Source organism: Sphingomonas sp. Leaf20 (assembly GCF_001421535.1).
In the GTDB taxonomy this organism is placed as follows: Bacteria; Pseudomonadota; Alphaproteobacteria; order Sphingomonadales; family Sphingomonadaceae; genus Sphingomonas.
In genome coordinates this window covers 513,159-530,477 of record NZ_LMKN01000009.1, presented here as the reverse complement: position 1 = coordinate 530,477, position 17,319 = coordinate 513,159, and the positions used below count along the sequence as shown (strand labels likewise).

Sequence of the window (17,319 nt, the reverse complement as noted above, 5' to 3'; positions counted from 1 at the left end):
TGCAAGTGGTGGCGCCCGCACGCGCTCGCGCTGTGTTTTCCGGTCAGACATGGTAATCGCGCGCCGCGTGTCAGTGCGCGAACCGGAGACCGACGATCTTTCACCTCATGTTCACGCTGCCCTGCCTCGTGGTGATCGCACGCTGGCTGTGGCCGCTGTCGCTGCCGCTCGGGATCACGCTGCTCGTTGCGCTCCTCCTGCTGGCGGCCTCGCAATATCATCTCTGGAGCCGGCTATCGTCGGGGTCGGTGTTCGCACCCGAATTCCCGCGTGCGCTCGTCATCGCGTTCAACGTCGAGTTCGGGGCGATCATCCTGCTCGCGGTGCTGCAGATCCTGCTCGACATCGGCATGCTGGTGGCGATGGCGGTCCAGCGGGCGCCCGTCGCGGTGCCCGACGCGTGGCGCTATGCGATTGCGGTCCTGGCGGTGGCGCTCGCGGGGCTCGGCGTCGCCAACGCGGTCCGCGTTCCGCCGGTCAAGGATATCGACGTCGTCGCCCGCGACCTCCCGCCGCGCTATGACGGCTATCGCTTGCTGCAACTGACGGACCTTCATATCAGCCGGCTGTTTCCCGCGCGCTGGGCCAGCGCGGTCGTCGACCGCGCCAACGCGTCGGGTGTCGACCTGATCGTCGTCACGGGCGACTTCATCGATGGGTCGGTGGCGATGCGGGAGCGCGACGTCGCGCCGCTCGCCAGGCTGCGCGCGCCCGACGGCGTCTATGCGATTCCCGGCAACCACGAATATTTCTTCGATTACGCCGCGTGGATGCGGCATCTTTCGGGGCTCGGCATCCGGATGCTGCCCAACGCCAATATGGTGCTTGAGCGGCAGGGGGAGCGGCTCGCGATCGTCGGCGTGACCGACCTCTCGGCGCCGGGCGCGGGGCAGGCGGGGCCGGACCTCGCGACCGCGATGCGCGGCGTCCCCGCGGGCGTTCCCGTGATCCTGCTCGATCACCAGCCGCGCAACGCCCGGTACGGTGCCGAGCGCGGTGTTGCCCTGCAACTCTCCGGGCATACGCATGGCGGGATGATCCGCGGGCTCGACCGTATCGTCGCGCGGGCGAACAACGGCTATGTCTCGGGGCGCTACCGGGTCGGCGACATGACGCTCTATGTCAGCAACGGCACCGGGCTCTGGCCGGGATTCGCGCTGCGGCTCGGCACGCCGTCGGAAATGACGCGGATCACGCTGCGCAGGCCGGGGCACAGCCCGGGCTGACCGGCGTCGAGAGACGCCGCGAATGACGCCCCGGGGCGGTGCACCGCGGCCAAAAGCCCGCCCTATTAACATCGCTCAATCGGATAGTTTTTGGTGCGGGATACAATCGGATGGCGTGTCGTTTCGCGTATCTAACGAAACGGGGTCAGCTTGTTCATTCTCCATCTGGCCCTTGGGGGCTGTCTCAAGGCGCCACCGATCGACTTTGGCATAACGGCTGATTCCGGCGGCCATCTGGCGTATGTGCTCGACGCCGCGACCCGACAATCGACCAACCCGGGCGTCACTGCGGTGTCGATCGTCACGCGGCTGTTCCGCGATTCCCACTTGCCCGCCGAGCACCGGATGCCGACCGAGCGGCTCAGCGATACGCTCACCATCGACCGGATCGAGACCGGGGATGACCGGTATCTCGAGAAGGAGGCGCTCGCCGCGGATCTTCCTGCCTTTACCGAGGCGTTCTGCCGTCACGTGGCCGGGCTCGCAGTCCGGCCGACGCTGATCCACGCGCATTTCGCCGATGCCGCCGCGGTCGCGCTCGAGGTGCGTCGCCGTTTCGGTATCCCCGTCGCCTACACGCCACACGCGCTCGCGATCGACAAGCGCGCGCAGGGGCTCGCCGCGGACGGGATCGAGGCGCGGATCGCCGCCGAACGCGCTGCGATCGCCGCGGTCGACGCACTGATCGTGTCGACGCACGACGAGGCCGATCGGCAGGTCCGCGCGTACGGCGTTCCCGTCGACGGCCGGATCCACTGCCTTCCGCCCGGCATCCCGCAGCGATCGACGACCGCGCCCGCAACCGGGCTCGTCGACGGTCTCGGCCAGTGGCTCGACCATCCCGAACGCCCGATCGTGCTCGCGATCGCGCGACCGGTGGCCAAGAAGAACCTCGCCGCGTTGATGCGCGCCTACGCCGCCGACACCCGGTTGCACGAGCAGGCTAATCTCGTCATCCTTGCGGGCCAGCATGGCGGGCAATCGTCGCCCGAGGAGCGCGCGATCCTCGCCGAGTTGCACACGCTGGCGGCACAGCCGCTGCTCCGTGGTCGCGTCGCGCTTCCGCCGCGTCATCTCGCCGGCGACGTGACTGCGCTGTACGAGCGCGCCGCGGCGGGTGGCGTCTTCGTCAACCCGGCGCTGCACGAACCCTTCGGGCTGACGCTTATCGAGGCCGCGGGGGCAGGCGTGCCCGTCGTTGCCACGCGCAACGGCGGTCCCGCCGAAATCGTGCCGCGGATCGGCCACGGCATCCTCGTCGACCCGCGCGACGAGACCGATGTCGCCGCCGCGTGTCTGCGGATCATCGGTGATCCCGCCTGTCACGCCCGACTTCGAGGTGCCGCGCTGGCGCGCCATGCGTTGTACGATTGGGCGCGCTATGCCGCGGACTCGGTCGCGGTCTACCGCTCGATCTGTCGCCGTCCCGCGCTGCTCGCCTGCGACATCGATCACACGCTGACGGGATCGAGCGACGGCGCGGACGCATTTGCCGCGTGGCACCGTGATGCGGGGATGCCGTTCGTCGTTGCGACCGGCCGCGCCTTTGCCGAAGCGCGCGCGATCCTCAAGAGCTGGGGTCTGCCCGAACCCGACGCCTTCATCGTCGATGTCGGCACGCGGATCATGCGGCGCGGCGCGGATGGCGGCTGGGCAAACTGCGCCGCGTACGCCGGGTTGCTCGATCGCGACTGGAACCGCGATGCCGTCGCGTCTGCGCTCGCCGGATTGCCGATCGAGCCGCAGCCGGTCGAGACGGACGGGCCGCACAAGCTCAGCTTCTTCGGCAGCGCACGCGATGCCGAGACGATCCGGCGGACGCTTGCCCGTGCGAAACTCGAGGCGCGCGTGATCTTCTCGCACGGCCGGCTGATCGACGTCCTCGCGCCGCGCGGCGGAAAAGCGGCGGCGATCCAGGCCTATGCCGCCGGACTTGGTCTGACGGTCGCCGACTGTATCGCCGCGGGCGACAGCGGCAACGACCGGGACATGCTCGAGCAATGCGGCTTTGCGATCGTCGTCGCGAATGCGGATGCAGAGCTTGACGACCTGCCCGACCGCACGGGCCTTCACCGCGTCACGCGCCGGCATGCGGCGGGCGTGGTCGAGGGGCTCGAAACGCTCGGGCTGGCATCGGCCCCGTCGCGGCAGGCGGCATGACTCGTCCGTTCGGCTATTTCGTCCATCACCAGGGGCGCGGGCATGCGGAGCGATGCGCGGCGATCGCGCATGCATTGCCCGCCGAGCGTCCGCTGACGATCTTCTGCGCCCGCGACGACATATTTCCGCCCTTGCCCGCACAGGCGAGGATCGTTCGCATCCCGTCGCTGTTCGAGGCGACCGGCGACGAGGCGACGACGATGGACTGGGTGCCGACGCCCGCGACGCTTCACTGCGCGCCGCTCGGCTGGCCGGGCATCCGTCAGGCGATGGCGACGATCAGCGGCTGGTTCGCCAGCGCCGATCCCGCGCTGATGATCTGCGACGTCTCCGCGGAGATCGCGCAGCTGTCGCGGATCTGCAGCGTCCCGCACGTCAAGATCCTGCAGCATGGCGACCGTGGCGACGCGGGCCACCGCGCCGCCTATGACGGTGCCGCGGGGCTGCTCGCGGCGTTCCACGCCGATCTCGCGCAGCCCGACTGGGACACCGGCATGCGCGCGCGGACCTGCTTCGCCGGCGGCCTCGGCGTCGACACGCATGTGCCCGACCGCGCAGAGGCGCGCGCGCGGATCGGCGTCGAAGCCAATGTCGAACTTGTTCTCGTGCTGTCGGGCGGCGGCGGCGGCGGCTTCGGTCAGGCACCGCTCGGGATCGGCGCGCGCAGCCGACCGGCGAGCCGCTGGATCACGATCGGCCCCGTTGTACGCGACTGGCATGCGACCGAGCCGCACAATATCGAGCATCGCGGCTGGGTCGACAATCCGGCGGATTACGTCGCCGCGGCCGACCTTGTCATCGCGTCGACGGGCAATACGACCTGCCAGCAGATCCTCGCCGCCGCGCGCCCGTGGCTGGCGATCCCCGAATGGCGGTATTTCGACGAGCAGCACCGGAAGGCCGATGCGATCGCCGCGGCGGGCGTCGCCTGCGTCCGCCCGCATCTGCCGTCTTCGGCCGATGCCTGGGGTGACGCGATCGCCGAGGCGCTGGCGACGCACGCCCCCGACCGCCAGCGTCGCCTGATCGCCGCCGCCCCCGCCGCCGACGCCGCACGCTGGCTAGAGACGCTCGCCGACCGGCTGTGGACCCCGCCCGACCAGCCCGCGCGAAACGCTGCCTGATCGCTGTTCGCCTATCATTTCCATCCGATACACGGAGCCGCCATGTCCACCCTATCCGTCGTAACGCTCGCCAAGGGCCGGCCCGACCACCTCTACAATCTCGTCGTCGGTCTCTCGCGCCAGACTTTGAAGCCGACCGAACTGATCGTGGCTGTCATGCAGGACACGGCATATGATCTGCCCGAGACCGACTTTCCGGTCCGTCAGCTCATGATCGGCGGCGACGCGCTGCCGCTCGCGGTCGCGCGCAACGCCGCGGCGCGGACCGCGGTCGGCGATGCGCTGGTGTTTCTCGACATGGACTGCATCCCCGCGCCCGATCTCGTCGCCGACTATGCGGGGTATCTCGACCGGTTCGACGGGCTGTTGATGGGTGAGGTCATGTATCTGCCCGGCGGTGCGACCGCGGGCGAATGGACCAGCGATGCGTTCACGGCGATCGCCGTGCGCCATTCGGATCGCCGCGGTCCGCCCGCCGAGGGGATCGAATTGTGCAACGACTATCGCTGCTTCTGGTCGCTCAACTTCGCGATGCGCCGCGCCGCGTTCGAGGCGGTCGGCGGCTTCCATGAGGGCTATGTCGGCTATGGTGGCGAGGACACCGATTTCGGCAAGGTCCTCGCCACCGCGGGTGTCCCGATCGCCTGGATCAAGGGCGGGCTCGCGCATCATCAATACCATCCGCATCATATGCCGCCCGTCCATCATCTCGAAAGCGTGGTGCGCAATGCCGAGCTGTTCGAGGCACGCTGGGGGTATCGGACGATGGGGCACTGGCTCTACGCGTTCCGGCTGATGGGGCTGATCGACGACCGCGAAGGCGTGCCGATCCGCATCCTGCGCCGTCCCGATGCCGACGATCTCGCGCTCACCGGGCAGCAGAGCCATCAGCCCTATGCGAACACCGCGACGGTGATCCGGATGCTCGAGGCCAGGATGGCGTCGGACAAAGACGGCCGCGTCGCTGCGTGAGGATCGCGCTCCTGTCGCACGTCCGCCAGCGGATCGCGCAGCCGTTCATGGGCGGCATGGAATCGCACAGCTGGTATCTTGCCGAAGGTCTCGAGGCGCGCGGCCATGACGTCGTGCTGTTCGCGGCGGGCGACAGCGATCCGCGCTTCACGATCGACCCGGTGCTGCGCGAGCATTATGAGCGCGTCTTCCCCTGGGCGGAGCATCGCGGTTCCGCGCCGCTGATCGCGCATGTCGACCGGGGTTATGCCGCTGCCTGCGACAGGATCGCCGCGGGCGGGTTCGACGTCGTCCACAATAACAGCCTCCACCGCTTTCCGATCGAGCCCGCGCGCACCGCCGTCGTACCCACGGTCACGTCGCTGCACGTGCCGCCCTATGATGCGTTGCACTGGTTCGTGAAGGCGAGCGCGACACCGACGCACCGGCTGACCGTCACCTCGACGCCGCAGCTGCACGCATGGTGGCCCGACGGCGCTCCCCCCGAGGCGTCGGTGCTGCACAATGGCATCGACCCCGCCGCGTGGCCGTTCAGCCCCGCGGGCGACGGCAGCGCGGCATGGTGCGGGCGGATCACCCCCAACAAGGGTACGCATCTCGCGGTCCGCGCGGCGCGTGCGGCAGGAATCGCGCTGACGCTGTTCGGCTCGATCGAGGATCCCGACTATCATGCCGCCAAGATCGTCCCGTACCTCGACGGCACGATCCGCTATGGCGGGCATTGCGACGGCGCCGCGCTCGCAGCCGAGCTCGGCCGCGCGTCGGTGTTCCTGTTCACGCCGTGCTGGGACGAGCCGTTCGGTCTGGTCGCGATCGAGGCGATGGCGTGCGGCCTGCCGGTCGCCGCGATCGAGATGGGTGCCGCACGCGAGGTAATCGGCGAGGCCGGACGGTTCGCCGACGCCGACGACGTTGTGGGACTCGCCGCCGCGATCCCCGCCGCGCTGGCGATCCCGCGGAGCGTGCCGCGTGCCCGCGTCGAGCGGCTGTTCACGCGCGACCGCTGGCTCGACCGCTGCGAGGCGCTCTACGCCGATGTCCGCGCCGCACACGCGGCCGCGCAAGACGTCGCCGCATGACGATCGACGTCATCGAAGCGCAGCAGGCGGCATTGCGCGCGCTCTACGCTGCGCATGTCGGACGCGGCGACCGTTATGCGCTGGTCGACTTCCCGGACCATGCCAATGTCGGCGACAGCGCGATCTGGCTGGGCGAAGTCGCGATGCTGCGCGCGGTAACGGGGAACGATCCCGACTATGTCTGCACGTGGGACGGCTTCGATCCCGATGCCTTTGCGCGCGCCAGTCCGCACGGCGTCGTCTTCCTCCACGGCGGGGGCAATCTCGGCGACATCTGGCCGCATCATCAGCTGTTTCGCGAGCGCATGGTCGCACAGGTCCGCGACCGGCGGATCGTCCAGCTTCCCCAGTCGATCCACTTTCGCGCGCCCGGCGGGATCGCGGCATTTGCCAAGGGTGTCGCCGCGCATCCCGACCTGCACCTCTATGTCCGCGACCGGCCCAGCCTGGAACTGGCGGAGCGCCATTTCGACTGCCCCGTTGCGCTTGCCCCGGATTCGGCGTTCGCGCTCGGCCGACAGCCGCGCGGGGCCGCGGATTGCGACGTGCTGAGGCTTCTGCGCACCGACGACGAACGCATCGCGCATGATGATCTTCCACGAGGCGAGGGGCGCATCGTCACGACGGACTGGCTCGAGGACGGCGTCTTGCCCGCTTCCCGCCCCGGTCAGGCGCGTGCCGACCATTATGCGGCGCTCGCAGGCGCCCGCGTCGCGCGCGGGCTCGCCCTGCTCTCGCGCGGCCGGCATATCGTCACCGACCGGCTGCATGCGCATATCCTCGCGCTGCTGCTCGACATCCCGCACCACGTGCTCGACAACGACTATGGCAAGCTCGCGCGTTATATCGACGCCTGGACCGCCGCGTCGCCGTTGATCCGGGATCGCGCGACGACGACGTCAGCAGGTGCGGCGCTGGCATGACTGAGATCAGCCTGCTGGTCTGCACGCGCAACCGCGGCGTGTCGCTGTCGCGGACGCTCGACTCGATCACGCGGGCCGCGAGGGTCGCGGCACACGTCGCGCTCGAGGTCGTGATCGTCGACAATGGCTCGACCGACGATACCGCCGACCGCCTCCAGCTCTGGGCCGGCGCGCAGCAATTCCCGGTCGTCTGCGTTAGCGAAGCGTCTCCGGGCCTGTCGCGCGCGCGGAACGCCGGGCTTGCCCGCGTGCAGGGGCGGATCGTCGCGATGACCGACGACGACTGCGTGCTCCACACCGGCTATCTCGCCGCGCTCGCCGAGCGGTTCGCCGCGGTCGACCGGCTGGCGGTGATCGGCGGGCGGATCCTGCCCGGCGATCCCGCGGACCTGCCCGTGACGATCAAGCTCGAGGATCACCCGATGACCGCGCCGCGCGGCGCGTTTCCCGGCGGCTTCGTCATGGGCGCCAATCTGGCGTTCACGCGCGATGTCCTCACCGCGGTGGGGCCGTTCGACGAGCGGTTCGGCGGCGGCGCACGGTTCGTCTCGGCAGAGGATACCGACTTCCTGTTCCGCGCGCTCGGCCACGGGATCAGCGTCGACTATGATCCGAGCTTCGTGGTCAATCATCATCACGGCCGCCGACGTCCCGCCGACGTCGTCGCGCTACTGGCGGGCTATGGCTTTGGCGACGGCGCGCTCTACGCCAAGCACATCCTGACCGACCGCCGCATCCTTGCCGCGATCCGCGAGGATCTGCGGCTGATGCTCGCCGATGTCCGGACCTCGGCGCGGCCGTTCCCCTATATCCGGCATTTCCACGTCTTCCGCGCACGGCAGAAGATGCAGGGGTTCGCCGCCTATGCGCTCGCCTCGCTGCGCCGCCCGGGCCGCGGCGCGACGCGGGTGTCGGCGCGCTAGCCCTCGCGCGTGCCGAACGGCGGCATTCGGTTGGCGACGCGGCTGCGATCGACGAACTGGTGCTTGAGCGCCGCACCGACGTGCAGGATCAGCAGCGCATAGGTCACCCAGACGAGCACGATATGCGCCTGTTCGAACCCGCCATGCGCACCGCGCGGCAGCCCGGGGATGAACGGCCAGGACAGCCCGCCGACCAGCGGCGTCGTCGCACTCGTCAGCGACGGCTTGCCCGTCGACAGATACATCCACCCCGTCAGCGGCAGACCGATCAGGATGACGTAGAACAGCGTATGATTGATCAGCGCCAGCGTCCGCTCCCATGTCGGCAGCACGTCCGGCAGCGGGGGCGGGGGATTGGCGATGCGCCAGCCGAGCCGCGCGATGCTCAGCAGCAGGATCGCGAAGCCGACCGTCTTGTGCCAGTTGAACCACTCGGTCCGCGCGTCGCCACGGGCAAGGTCCGCGAACGTCCAGCCGATATAGATCTGCACCAGCACGAGCATCGCGATGATCCAGTGAAACGCCACCGCGCCCCGGTTATAACGGTGCGTACCGCCCGCTGTCGTCGCCATGTGTCATTCTCCCGGACGCCCCGCCTATCGCGCGGCGTCCGGACCCTAGAGCGTCAGGGGCGGGGGATCGACCCCGGAAAGCCCGGGCAGGTCAGGCGGCTGCGGCGGGGCGGGCGGTCGTCTCGGGGCAATAGCCTGCGAGAAACGCCTGATGCTGCGGCAATTTCGCGACCTCGGCGGCAATCCCCGCCTTCAGCTCGGCGAGCGACTGCGCGAGCCGATCGGCGGGCATCAGTCGGGCGAGCCGGTGCCAGTTTTTTGGCGTCAGCCGCTGTCCCAGCATCACCTGCGACCAGGAGCTCACGCGGAACAGGTCGTCGCCCGACTGGAAGGCCTGCCCGCCCTCGACGAACAGCGCAATCCGCTGCGCGAGCGTGTCGGGGATCGGCATCGTTGCGCAGCGCTTCCAGAACGGCTCGCTGCGCTGGTTGAGGTGATAATGCAGGATAATGAAGTCGCGCACCCCCTCGAGCTCGCGCCGCGACTGGTCATTGTACCGCGCGACGACCGAGGGATTGATCCCGTCGAACGGGAACACCTGCAGAAGCCGGGTCAGCGCGACCATCACGAGGTGGATGCTCGTCGATTCGAGCGGTTCGACGAACCCGCTCGCGAGGCTGAGCGCGATGCAATTCCCCTCCCATGCGCGCTGTCGCCGGCCCGTCGTGAACCGGATCAGCTTCGGCTCGGTGAGTGGGGTGCCCTCGACCGAGCCCAGCAGCCGCTCGCGCGCCGCGTCGTCCGACAGGAAGTCGCTGTCATAGACAATGCCGTTGCCCACGCGGTGCTGGAGCGGGATCCGCCATTGCCAGCCCGCGTCGTGCGCGATCGCACGCGTATAGGGGCGGGCGGGCTCGACCGACGTCGTTTGCACTGCCAGCGCGCGATCGGCGGGCAGCCAATGCCCCCAATCCTCATAGCCGACGCCGAGCGCATCGCCGATCAGCAGCCCGCGAAACCCTGTGCAGTCGAGGAAGATGTCGCCCTCGACACGGCTGCCGTCGTCGAGCGCGAGCGCGGTGATATGCCCGGTCCCGGGATCGCGGTCGACGCGCGCGATCCGCCCCTCGCGGCGCGTCAGCCCCGCCGCTTCGCACCGTGCGCGCAGATATTTCGCATAGCGGCCTGCGTCGAAATGATAGGCGTGGTTCAAGCGGCGACCGGTCTGCCCGGTCGCGAACCGGCCGGCCTCGGCAGCCTGGAGTTCGAGGCAATAGTCGCTGAATGGGCCGGCATCGCCGTTCGCCTGCGCCTCGAGCCAGAAATGCTGGAAGTCGCCCATCCACGTGGCACGGCCGACGTCGCCGAACGAATGGATATAGCGGTCGTCTGTGCGCGCCCAGCCTTCGAACGCGATCCCGAGCTTGAACGTCGCCCCCGTCGCCGCCATGAATTCGCGCTCGTCCACGCCGATCAGCGCGTGGAACGCCTGCACCGTCGGGATCGTCGCCTCGCCGACGCCGACCGTCCCGATCTCCTCGGACTCGACGAGCACGACGTCGACCAGCGGACGTAACTGCCGCATGAACAGCGCCGCGGCGAGCCATCCGGCCGTGCCGCCGCCGGCAATGACCACGCGAGTCTTCGCTGGGGTATCCATCGAATGTCCCTTCATCGATTGAGGCGTTGCAACAGCGTGGCGCGCAGCCGCCGCGCGGCGATCGCGTCGAGCGGAGCAAGCGCGCCCCGCGCGTCCATCGGCAAATGCGCACCGGCGCGCGCGGGATCGCCGAAGACATAATAATCGAACAGCGCCTGCCACCCGCGCTTCTCATGGTCGGGCCGGTCGCGCAGGCTGAGCAGCGCGTGCAGCAGCGTATTCTGCGGTGTGTCCATGAAACGTGGCGTCGGGTTCCACCAATAGTTGATCATCGCGTTGAACGGATCGAGCGCCTCGACCTGATGCCACCACAAGGCGGGATAGATCAGCGCGTCGCCGGGCTCCATCTCCGCCACCTCAGCCGCCGCGAGCGCATCGGCGAAGCCTGGATGGCGGGTGAAGTCGGGCGCGTCGAAATCGACCATCGAGACGACCTGGCCGGCGGGCGTCGGTTCGAGCGGGCCGGGATAGAGGTTGGCGACTTGATCGGGCGGGAACAGCGTGAACCGCCGCCGCCCGACGAGCGTCACCGCGATGTTGTTCGACATGTCGTGATGCGCCGACGCGATCGTGCGATTGCCAATCCAGATGCTCACCAGCGGCGGATGGGCGAGCAGTTGGGGATCGCCGAACGGGAGAACGGCCTCGTCCCTGAGACCCGGGAGATACTGGTCGATATCGGTCGAGCCGATATAGATGGTCGGCGCGTCGGCATCGTCGACGCTGGCGAGCAACTGGTCGAGATAGGCGGACAGCGATCCGCGTTCGCGCGCGAAATTGAGTGCGGTGCACTCGGCATTGTACCCGAAGCGCCCACCGATCGCGGGGTCGCCGATATAGGCCGTCACCGGCTGTCCGCCATCGAACTGCTTGAGCCAGGCGACCGCCGCGGCGGGACCCTGACGTGCCGCGGTGACGAGCGGCACGTCGTGGGCAAGACCGCGCAGGATCGTCGGGCGGCCCTCGGCGATCAACTCGGCGACGGGCAGCGTCCGCGCGTCCGCCCCTTCGATCACGCGCGTCCGGCGGGCGATGGCGGGCACCGTCATCAGCCGATCTGCGCGAGCAGCTGGTGCTTGCGCGCGATCAGATGCTGGATGTTGCCGAGCGATGCCGCGGCAAGGATGGCGAGCCGCAGGATGCCCGAGCGGTGGAGGTGCTCGAGCGGCGCACCGCTCAGCGTCGCGAGCTGCTCGAGGTCGACGACGAGCACGTCGGGCACGGTGTAGCGACGCTCGTCACTGACATCGATGGTGAGCGTGACCGGCGCGAGCAGGCCGGCCTGGTCGAGCGCGGTGTAGGCGGCCGGCGCGGTCTCCATCCCCTCGTAGAGCAAACGCAACACGCCGGTGACATGATCGAGATACGGCGTGTTGCCACCATGCTCGAGAAACAGCGGCAGACCCGTTTCGTCACCGACGCGCGGATCGTCGAGATCGACGTGGAGCATCGCCTCTCCGACACCGTCACCTGCGCCGACACCGACACCGATATCACCGTGCGCGGCGCGGACCATGCCGATCGAAAAGGGCCCGCGCCGATGACTCGCGGGGACGTAGCGGCTCGTCCACATGTCGTCGGCGAGGAAGAGATTCTCGTCGCGGTCGAGCCCCAGCAGCGCATAGGCCTGAAGACCCTCGTCGCGACGGCGGAAGACGATCGCGAATTCGCGTTGCAGTTCCTCGAATTCGGCGGGGAAGACCAGCGCCTGATTCGCCGCGTCGTTGAACGCGGCACCGGCGCGCGGGCTGACGCGCAGATCGGCGTGGTCGATGTTGTTGATCTGTACGGGGTTCATCCGCTCCGGTCCCATTTTTCGTCCGGGTCTATCAGCCAGGGGGCGGCGGACAACAGGAAAAGGCCGCGGCACGGTGCTGCGGCCCTTCCATCGTCCGGCGTGCGCCGAAGCACACGCCGGCCGGTGATCAGAAGCGGTACCGCGCGCCGAGATAGAAGCGCGGCTTCAGTTCCTGCACGTAGACGAGGTTCGTCTCGGTGCGGGCATATTGGCGGAAGGGTTCGCTCGTCAGGTTGACCGCCTCGAGCGAGATCGAGAAGCTCTTCGCGATGTCGTAGCTTATGCTCGCATCGAGCGTCCCGAACGCCGCGGTGAACAGCGGGTTGCGGTTGCCGCCCTGGTTGGTGCCCGACAGATATTTGTCGCGCCAGTTGTACGAGACGCGCGCCGAGAGTCCGTCCTTGTCGTAGATCGCGGTCAGGTTGGCGCTGTCGCCCAGGCCGGTCAACGCGAAGATGTTGACGTTGGGATCGGCATAGGGGTCGACGTTCACGTCGCCATTGACCTTGGTGTACGACACCGCGAAGCCGAAGCCTGTCTGGCCGAAGAAGTTGGTCCAGGCGACTTCAAACCCGTGGATGTTGCCCTCGCGGTTGTTGACCGGCCCGCTGATCGCGAAGTTGAACAAGGGATCATTGGCATCGGCAACGATATCGACCGAATTCGCGAGGTCGACGACGAACTGCGTGCTCAGGCCGCCTGTGGCGGGATCGATATTGCGCTGGAACGCGGCGGACGCTGCCGCCTGGTTGCCGTTATTCTGCGTCAGCAACGCAGTATAGGAGAACAGGTTGATGTCGCTGAGCGGCAGGCCATTGGTCCTGAGATAGTCGAGCGCGATGCCCGACCGTGAACCGGCCGCACCTGAACCGGGGTCACGCAGACCGAACAGATTGCCGCTGGTGACCTGGTTGCCGATGAAGTTGCGCACGTCCTTGTTGAAGAAACCGACCGACACGAAGCTCGTCGGCTTGTAATACCATTCGAGCGATACGTCGAAATTGTCCGAAACCAGCGGCAACAGCGCCGGATCCTGGCGGTTTGCGCCGGCGGGCGCGGCACCAAGCGCGGTCGGACGGTTGGGTGCCCCTGCACTGACGGAGGCGAACAGATTGCCGTAGTCCGGACGGGCAAGCGTTCGGCTGAACGAGGCGCGCGCCATGACGTTGTCGATCGGCTCGATGTTGAAATCGAGCGAGGGCAGCAGATTGTCGTAGCTCGCCTTCACCGTGACGGCGCCGCTGGGCGGTCCGCCGTCGACCGCGAAGTCATTGTCCTGCGACCAGCGGATCCCGCTCGGGACCGACTGGATGCCGATCGACGTGACCCGTGTCTTTTCGTACCGCACACCGATCAGCGCGTTGGCGCGACGTCCCCCGAGTTCGCCGGCCCAGGTCATCTGACCATAGGTCGCCCACGTCTTCTCGCCGACGCGATCGTCCGCGGACGGGCTGGGCGAAACCGCATTGCCGCGCGCCGCATAGAAAGGCTCGAAGACGTCGAGCAGATCGACCGCGTTGGCGCGGAATGCGACCAGCGCGGACCCCGTCGACTTCGGGTCGTACTTGTCGAACTTGCACGTGAGGCAGAAGGTGTCGACGAGATCGCCGGCGAGCTCCTCGACGCGGCCGGTGTCGGTAATGCCCCAGTCGCCCAGCGTCTGGATGCTGTTGACCGTGGTCGAGCGCATGTTCGCGTCGATATAGTTGCCACCGACGTTGAACTTGCTGCCCCCGCCGAGGTCCCAGGCGACGTCGCCGCCGAACTGGTTGATCCGCGCTTTCTGGGTCGACGTGATCCGTCGCGCGACCTGGCTGCCCAGATCACCGACATCGAGGATGTTGTTGCAGTTGCCACCGCGGTTGCCGTTGGTCGCACGGCAATCGTTGATCGTCTCGGATTGCTGTGGGAAGCCGGTGGTGAAGTCGACCTTGTGCGAGGAGCGTACCGGGGCGCCGATCGAGATCGTCGTCGCCGAGGTTCCGTTCGAATTGTCCGGATTGGTCGTCGACTTGGCGTGGTTGGCGTCGAGTGTCAGTCGCAGATTGTCGGTGAAGTCCCACTTCACATTGCCGCCGACCGAGTAGAGTTCGGTCTTGGTCGCGAACCGCTGCTGCTCGTAGCCCTTGTCGGCCTGGATCGCCTCGGCGAGGATGACCGCGCTCTGCATCTGCTTGTTGTCGTCGAAGGTGACTTCGGTGAACGGCCGCTGGAACCAGTTGGTCTGCTCGCTACGCTCTTCGCTCAGCTTGTTGCGCGCATACATGCCGTCGATCGAGATCTCGAAACGGTCGCTCGGCTTGAACTGGATGTTGGCCTGACCGTTCAGGCGCTCGCGGCGGTTTTCCGAGAACTGATAGCGGCTGTCGTTGGGGATCTGCACATAGGGGGTCGTCGGACGATTGGTGATCGTCGTCGTCGGCCGGATATACGCGCCCGCGGTGTTGAGGAAATCGGCCAGCGGCACGATGTTCCAGTAATTGGGGTTGGACTGGACCGACGCGGAATTGCGCAGCTGATAGCTGCCGAACACATTGACGCCGAAGGTCTCGTTCGGGTTCTTGTAGTTGATCAGCCCGGACAATTCAGGCGTGACCTTGCTCGGATCGCTCTCGGCCTTGTCGATCGAGGTATCATAGAGTGCCTTGGCACCGATCGACCCCGAAAGGCCGCTCTCGTTCGCCGACAGCGGTCGGCGGGTGACGACGTTGATCGCCGCACCGATGCCGCCCGACGGAATGTTGGCGCGCCCGGTCTTGTAGACCTCGAGCGTGGCGACACCCTCGGATGCGAGGTTCTGGAAGTCGAACGAGCGACCCGTGCCGGTCGCGAACGCGTTGCCGGTGCTCGTGTCGATGCTCGTCGCCGGAAGCTGCCGGCCGTTCAGCGTGACGAGGTTGAAGCCGCCGCTGAAGCCACGAACGGCCACCTGCGACCCTTCGCCGTTCGCGCGGCTGATCGACACGCCGGTGACACGCTGCAATGACTCGGCGAGGTTGGTGTCGGGGAACTTGCCGATATCTTCGGCCGAGATCGCGTCGACGACGCCCGCCGAATTCCGCTTGATGTCGATCGCGCGGCCAAGGCTGGCGCGGATCCCGGTGATGACGATTTCGGAGTCGTCGCCCTGCGACTGCTGCGCCTGGACGGGCTCCTGCGCGACGACGGTTCCGGTTCTAGCGGGGGGATTGGCCGGCTGGACGGTGCTTGCAGGCGATCCTGCTTCGGTGGCCAGCGCCGTCTGCGCCATGCCGGCGGCCGGATGGATCAGGCACACGGCGACAGCCGCAACCGAACTTGAGCGCGCAAGCACCTTCAACACTGCAGAACCCCTCATCATTCTCTCCCCATCAGCGGCGTAGCACTGGTATCGACAAGCTCTGATCGGCTTGGTGTGTTAGGGCTAACATAGCGGCGCGGCGTGTCAACGGGAATCTCGCCGCTGATGACGTGAATACTGTGGCAAAACACGATCTTCTTAATACGTGACAATAATGTCGGCGTGGCGATGCAGCGAAAACCGATGTTGCGATGCAATAAATAGGGTGTCAGTTCTTACCATCACTTCAGCGGATCGGCGATTCGCGCCCTCGCCCTCCGGACGGACTGAATGATATAAACAATTACTTTAATATGCTTCGACTTGCTTGATCGCGTCGCGTGACGTGGCGCGGATTCAAACCGCTCGCGGCCGTTCCCATCTGCTCCGTGCAGCATAGGCAAAGCAACGCCGCGCCCGGTAATAGGACGCAGCGTCGCCTGTCGGCATCACGAATGGGACCGCCACCGCCGGTCAGGGCGGTGGCGCGCGCTCAATCCTTGAACGGGTCGATCGGGTTGATCGTCCCGTCGGGACGGAACGTCATCTCGGTCATCTTCGCCGAGCGCAGGTTATTGCGGTTCGACAACTGCGTGTCGTGATAGAACAGCCACCAGCGGTTCTTGAACTCGATGATCGAGTGGTGCGTCGTCCAGCCCTGGACCGGCGTCATGATATGCCCGGTATAGCGGAACGGGCCATACGGATTGTCGCCGATCGCATAGGCGAGAAAATGCGTGTCGCCCGTCGAGTAGGTGAAATAATATTTGCCGCTGCGCTTGAACAGCCATGACGCTTCGAAGAACCGCCGCTCGTGGTCACCGCCGAGGATCGGCTTGCCCGCCTCGTCGACGATCTGGACGTCGCGGGGGGCCTCGGCGAACTGCTTCATGTCTGCCGACATCCGCGCGACCTTGGGGGCGAGGGCGGGCTTGTCGTCCTGCTTCAGGTCGGTGTCGCCCGCATTGGCGTCGAAGCGACCATTGGCCCAGCGCTGCAGCTGCCCGCCCCAGATGCCGCCGAAATACATATAGCTTTCGCCATTCGTGTCGCTGAATACCGCGGGATCGATCGAGAAGCTGCCGCGGATGGGCAGCGGCTCGGCCTTGAACGGGCCGGTCGGCGACTTCGACGTCGCGACGCCGATGCGGAACACGCCCTGCTTGTCGCGCGCGGGCATGTAGAGATAATAGGTCCCGTTCTTGTACGCGGCATCCGGAGCCCAGGTCTGCTTCGACGCCCAGGGGATATGTCCGACGTCAATGCCGACGGGGTGGATCGTCACGGGGCCGCCGGGACGGTCCATGCTGAGCACACGGTAGTCGCGCATCGCATATTGACTGCCGAGATCATCATCGGGGATCCCCGAATCGATGTCGTGGCTCGGATAGACGTAGATCTTGCCATTGAAGACATGCGCCGACGGGTCGGCCGCGAAGATCTTGGTCACCAGCGGCTGCGCCAGATAGCGCCTGCCATCGGGACTTCGCGATTCGCCGCCGGCGTTGGCCTTGGCAGCGACCGGAGGCGCCTTGCCCGTCTGGGCGATCGCCAGACCGCCGGCGAGCAGGACGGGAAACATGGTCGCGAAAAGCGTCAGTCTACGGACGGTCATGGCCTTTG

At 67.2% G+C, this 17,319-nt stretch carries 13 protein-coding genes; 7 read left to right on the top strand and 6 right to left on the bottom strand.

Annotated features, from left to right (window positions below; translation table 11 throughout):
* Positions 1 to 107: 107 nt before the first annotated feature.
* From ASE72_RS15825 to ASE72_RS15795, 7 genes are all read left to right on the top strand, one after another.
* A complete protein-coding gene (locus tag ASE72_RS15825; protein WP_056023467.1) occupies positions 108 to 1,226 on the top strand; it encodes a metallophosphoesterase in 1,119 nt (372 codons plus the stop codon).
* Positions 1,227 to 1,376: 150 nt separating this feature from the next.
* Positions 1,377 to 3,386 carry an HAD family hydrolase gene (locus ASE72_RS15820; RefSeq protein ID WP_056023464.1) on the top strand — a complete coding sequence of 670 codons (2,010 nt, stop codon included), beginning with the start codon at positions 1,377 to 1,379 and terminating at the stop codon, positions 3,384 to 3,386.
* Positions 3,383 to 4,510: a glycosyltransferase gene (locus tag ASE72_RS15815; RefSeq protein WP_056023461.1), complete on the top strand. Its 1,128-nt coding sequence runs from the start codon at positions 3,383 to 3,385 to the stop codon at positions 4,508 to 4,510. The genes ASE72_RS15820 and ASE72_RS15815 overlap by 4 nt, the downstream gene beginning before the upstream one ends.
* Positions 4,511 to 4,552: 42 nt before the next feature.
* Positions 4,553 to 5,482: a glycosyltransferase family 2 protein gene (locus ASE72_RS15810; protein ID WP_056023458.1), complete on the top strand. Its 930-nt coding sequence runs from the start codon at positions 4,553 to 4,555 to the stop codon at positions 5,480 to 5,482.
* Complete coding sequence (locus ASE72_RS15805) at positions 5,479 to 6,561, top strand: glycosyltransferase (RefSeq protein WP_056023455.1); 1,083 nt, start codon at positions 5,479 to 5,481, stop codon at positions 6,559 to 6,561. Before ASE72_RS15810 ends, ASE72_RS15805 begins: the two co-directional genes overlap by 4 nt.
* Entirely contained in the window at positions 6,558 to 7,484 is a 927-nt protein-coding gene (locus ASE72_RS15800; protein WP_056023452.1) for a polysaccharide pyruvyl transferase family protein, read from the top strand. The genes ASE72_RS15805 and ASE72_RS15800 overlap by 4 nt, the downstream gene beginning before the upstream one ends.
* Positions 7,481 to 8,407, top strand: a complete 927-nt coding sequence (locus ASE72_RS15795) for a glycosyltransferase family 2 protein (RefSeq protein ID WP_056023449.1) — start codon at positions 7,481 to 7,483, stop codon at positions 8,405 to 8,407. The genes ASE72_RS15800 and ASE72_RS15795 overlap by 4 nt, the downstream gene beginning before the upstream one ends.
* Here ASE72_RS15795 and ASE72_RS15790 read toward each other — a convergent pair.
* The 6 genes from ASE72_RS15790 to ASE72_RS15765 form a co-directional block, all read right to left on the bottom strand.
* Positions 8,404 to 8,979, bottom strand: a complete 576-nt coding sequence (locus ASE72_RS15790; RefSeq protein WP_056023445.1) for a cytochrome b — start codon at positions 8,977 to 8,979, stop codon at positions 8,404 to 8,406. The genes ASE72_RS15795 and ASE72_RS15790 overlap by 4 nt on opposite strands.
* 91 nt (positions 8,980 to 9,070) lie before the next feature.
* Positions 9,071 to 10,579, bottom strand: coding sequence for a tryptophan halogenase family protein (locus tag ASE72_RS15785; protein ID WP_056024325.1), 1,509 nt, complete (start codon positions 10,577 to 10,579; stop codon positions 9,071 to 9,073).
* A gap of 11 nt (positions 10,580 to 10,590) precedes the next feature.
* Positions 10,591 to 11,628: a cupin-like domain-containing protein gene (locus ASE72_RS15780; RefSeq protein WP_056023443.1), complete on the bottom strand. Its 1,038-nt coding sequence runs from the start codon at positions 11,626 to 11,628 to the stop codon at positions 10,591 to 10,593.
* Positions 11,628 to 12,377 carry a SapC family protein gene (locus ASE72_RS15775; RefSeq protein ID WP_056023441.1) on the bottom strand — a complete coding sequence of 250 codons (750 nt, stop codon included), beginning with the start codon at positions 12,375 to 12,377 and terminating at the stop codon, positions 11,628 to 11,630. The genes ASE72_RS15780 and ASE72_RS15775 overlap by 1 nt, the downstream gene beginning before the upstream one ends.
* A 127-nt stretch (positions 12,378 to 12,504) precedes the next feature.
* The gene (locus ASE72_RS15770; RefSeq protein WP_082446231.1) at positions 12,505 to 15,714 is read right to left on the bottom strand and encodes a TonB-dependent receptor; all 3,210 of its coding nucleotides are present in this window, start codon (positions 15,712 to 15,714) and stop codon (positions 12,505 to 12,507) included.
* A 475-nt stretch (positions 15,715 to 16,189) separates the two neighbouring features.
* Positions 16,190 to 17,311 (bottom strand): glycoside hydrolase family 43 protein, encoded by a 1,122-nt coding sequence (locus tag ASE72_RS15765; RefSeq protein WP_235532393.1) that lies wholly within the window; start codon positions 17,309 to 17,311, stop codon positions 16,190 to 16,192.
* Positions 17,312 to 17,319: the final 8 nt, after the last annotated feature.

What these genes read in the sequence shown, in the direction of transcription:
- ASE72_RS15825 (WP_056023467.1), top strand. Translation starts at nt 108, where the DNA reads ATGTTCACGCTGCCCTGCCTCGTGGTGATCGCACGCTGGCTGTGGCCG.
- ASE72_RS15775 (WP_056023441.1), bottom strand. Translation starts at nt 12,377, where the DNA reads ATGAACCCCGTACAGATCAACAACATCGACCACGCCGATCTGCGCGTC.
- ASE72_RS15780 (WP_056023443.1), bottom strand. Translation starts at nt 11,628, where the DNA reads ATGACGGTGCCCGCCATCGCCCGCCGGACGCGCGTGATCGAAGGGGCG.
- ASE72_RS15815 (WP_056023461.1), top strand. Translation starts at nt 3,383, where the DNA reads ATGACTCGTCCGTTCGGCTATTTCGTCCATCACCAGGGGCGCGGGCAT.
- ASE72_RS15810 (WP_056023458.1), top strand. Translation starts at nt 4,553, where the DNA reads ATGTCCACCCTATCCGTCGTAACGCTCGCCAAGGGCCGGCCCGACCAC.
- ASE72_RS15795 (WP_056023449.1), top strand. Translation starts at nt 7,481, where the DNA reads ATGACTGAGATCAGCCTGCTGGTCTGCACGCGCAACCGCGGCGTGTCG.
- ASE72_RS15800 (WP_056023452.1), top strand. Translation starts at nt 6,558, where the DNA reads ATGACGATCGACGTCATCGAAGCGCAGCAGGCGGCATTGCGCGCGCTC.
- ASE72_RS15765 (WP_235532393.1), bottom strand. Translation starts at nt 17,311, where the DNA reads ATGACCGTCCGTAGACTGACGCTTTTCGCGACCATGTTTCCCGTCCTG.
- ASE72_RS15790 (WP_056023445.1), bottom strand. Translation starts at nt 8,979, where the DNA reads ATGGCGACGACAGCGGGCGGTACGCACCGTTATAACCGGGGCGCGGTG.
- ASE72_RS15770 (WP_082446231.1), bottom strand. Translation starts at nt 15,714, where the DNA reads ATGAGGGGTTCTGCAGTGTTGAAGGTGCTTGCGCGCTCAAGTTCGGTT.
- ASE72_RS15785 (WP_056024325.1), bottom strand. Translation starts at nt 10,579, where the DNA reads ATGGATACCCCAGCGAAGACTCGCGTGGTCATTGCCGGCGGCGGCACG.